The sequence below is a fragment of the Helicobacter apodemus genome, from assembly GCF_000765745.2.
Classification (GTDB): Bacteria; Campylobacterota; Campylobacteria; order Campylobacterales; family Helicobacteraceae; genus Helicobacter_D; species Helicobacter_D apodemus.
In genome coordinates this window covers 1-1,074 of sequence record NZ_JRPC02000094.1, presented here as the reverse complement: position 1 = coordinate 1,074, position 1,074 = coordinate 1, and the positions used below count along the sequence as shown (strand labels likewise).

The window sequence follows — 1,074 nt, the reverse complement described above, 5'->3', positions numbered from 1 at the left end:
CTCCTTATCCTCTCTTTGAGATTTTACTTCTATGCTTTCTTTCTTATATAATCTCTTAGGATTAAGTAAAGGGGGATAAGGATGATTAGTCTTTATATATTGTTCTTTAAATTCTTTAGATTCTAACCATTCTAAAATCTCCTCTTTGTATTTTAAAAGAAAAGGTCTTTGTGTATAAAAAGGTATTTGGTTAAAAAAGTGTAAAAAGAAAGTTTGTGTTGTTTTAGAATCTGAAGCATTATAAAGATGTTTTAAAGCTTTTAAAAAAGAAAGTGTCTGTAAAAGAGATTCTTTAGGGATAAAGCAATAAGGTAGATTAAATACTTTTAGTATAGCTTTATATTCTTGGTGCAGTTTATAAATGTGTTTAGCTTCTTTTATTTTCTTGTTTAATGTAAAATATCCTCCTTTATACCAAATCTTATCTGCTTTACTTAATGCCTCTCCTAATAGATAGGTTAAATGGTATTGAAAGCAGAGGGATTGTTGATAATCTTTACAAGATTGTAAAGATGGATATTTAAGATTAGGAAAGAGTTGTATAGTTTGTTTATAGAATTGCTGTTGTTTTTTATGGGTTTGTTTGATTTTATAAAGACACAGGAGAAGTTTTAAAAAGGCAAAAGGAATAAGAGAAACTAAATAAGTGTTATTTTGCCCCCCCCCCCCACAGATTAAAAGAAGAATAAGTGTTTTTAAAGGATTCTTGTTGGCAGAGATTAGCACATAAAGTATGATTAGGGATTATAGGAGTTTGAGATTTTTTAATTTTATGTTATGTTTTAAGTTTTCTTTTCTTTGCTTATCATAAGTAATTAAAGCTAAACCTAATTTATAGATTAAATGGTTTTTTATTCTTTCTTTTGCAGAGTTTGGATTAAAAGAGGGTATAGAGAATCCTTATAGGGTTAGTATTTAAGTTATTAGGGTTATTAAGATTGGGATTAAGATTATTAAAATAGGTGTTATTCACTAAAGAATCCTTTAAAATGAAAGTTAATAGAGAGATTAAGCATTAGTTTATTCATTAGAGATTCCTTAATCTTAAAATTAAGGTAGGCATTATAACAAAAA

1 pseudogene is annotated in these 1,074 nt (G+C 27.0%); it reads right to left on the bottom strand.

Features of this window, described 5'->3' with window-relative positions:
• Positions 1-726 (bottom strand): annotated as a pseudogene (locus tag LS72_RS10520) (hypothetical protein); the annotation flags it as partial.
• Positions 727-1,074: the final 348 nt, after the last annotated feature.